Origin of the sequence: Mesorhizobium sp. M7A.F.Ca.MR.362.00.0.0 (genome assembly GCF_004023175.1) — a bacterium.
GTDB lineage: Bacteria > Pseudomonadota > Alphaproteobacteria > Rhizobiales > Rhizobiaceae > Mesorhizobium.
Genome location: NZ_RZTF01000140.1, coordinates 13285 through 14682, shown reverse-complemented (window position 1 = coordinate 14682; position 1398 = coordinate 13285). Strand labels below are relative to the sequence as shown.

Below are 1398 nucleotides of genomic sequence, written 5' to 3'. Positions count from 1 at the left end.
GGTGTCCGGGATAGGCGGGGGACGGGCCTTGCTCCGGACTCGGCGAAAACTGCCGATGACGTGTATTTGGGTCTGTGAACATGGCGATTCAAGGGCACGAAAATTACAGTTTTGTAACATAGGCGTGAGCAGGGTGACGGCGATCTGTCAGGGTGTTGCCGGAACCGATAGTCGAGGCTGCCTTTGGCATGGACCAAGCCGCCGCGCCGCGCTATCCCTGCCGGCATGAAAAAAGGCGATCATCTCTTCCTTGTCGACGGCTCCGGCTACATCTTCCGTGCCTATCACGCGCTGCCGCCGCTGACCCGCAAATCCGACGGCCTGCCGGTCGGCGCCGTTTCCGGCTTCTGCAACATGCTGTGGAAGCTGATGCTCGACGCCCGCAACACCGATGTAGGCATTGTGCCGACGCATTTCGCCGTCATTTTCGATTATTCGTCGAAGACCTTCCGCAACGACCTCTACCCCGAATACAAGGCCAATCGCTCGGCACCGCCGGAAGATCTGATCCCGCAATTCGGCCTGATCCGCCAGGCGACCAGGGCGTTCAACCTGCCCTGCGTCGAGATCGAAGGCTACGAGGCCGACGATCTGATCGCCACCTATGCGAGGCTGGCCTGCGAAGCTGGCGGCGACACCACCATCATCTCCTCCGACAAGGATCTGATGCAGCTGGTCGGCGACACGGTCGCCATGTACGACCCGATGAAGGACCGCCAGATCGGAATCCCGGAGGTGATCGAGAAATGGGGCGTGCCGCCGGAAAAGATGGTCGATCTGCAGGCGCTGACCGGCGATTCGGTCGACAATGTGCCTGGTGTGCCCGGCATAGGGCCGAAGACGGCGGCGCAACTGCTCGAACAGTTCGGTGACCTCGACACGCTGCTGGCCCGGGCCGGCGAGATCAAGCAGGACAAGAGGCGCGAATCGATCATCGCCAATGCCGACAAGGCGCGCATTTCTCGTCAGCTGGTGACGCTGATGAACGATGTGCCGGTGACCGAGGGACTGGAGGATTTCGTCCTGCACGCGCCGGACGGCCCGAAGCTGATCGGTTTCTTGAAGACCATGGAATTCACGTCACTGACCCGCCGTGTGGCGGAAGCGACCAGCACCGAGGCCGGCGACGTCCAGGCCGTCGCGGTCACCGTCGAACGCGCCGATCATGCTCATGGCCCAGATGTCGGGGCCGGGTTGCCGTCGGTTGCCCGAAACGGGTCCGGCACTGAACCGGACCAAGCCGGCGGGACAGCGGAGACGTCAAAACAAGGCGATACCCCTTCCCTGCTCGCGGCACTGCGGCTGGAGCGCGCGGCCACCGGCAAGATCGATATTTCTGCCTATCATTGCATTCGCGATATCTCGACCCTGAAAGCCTGGGTGGCCGAGGCACGGGAG

1 protein-coding gene is annotated in these 1398 nt (G+C 62.4%); it reads left to right on the top strand.

Annotated elements, in window-relative coordinates; genetic code table 11:
* Nucleotides 1-225: 225 nt before the first annotated feature.
* On the top strand, nt 226-1398 hold a 1173-nt coding region (locus tag EOC06_RS42800; protein ID WP_281062089.1), incomplete at its 3' end, for a 5'-3' exonuclease H3TH domain-containing protein.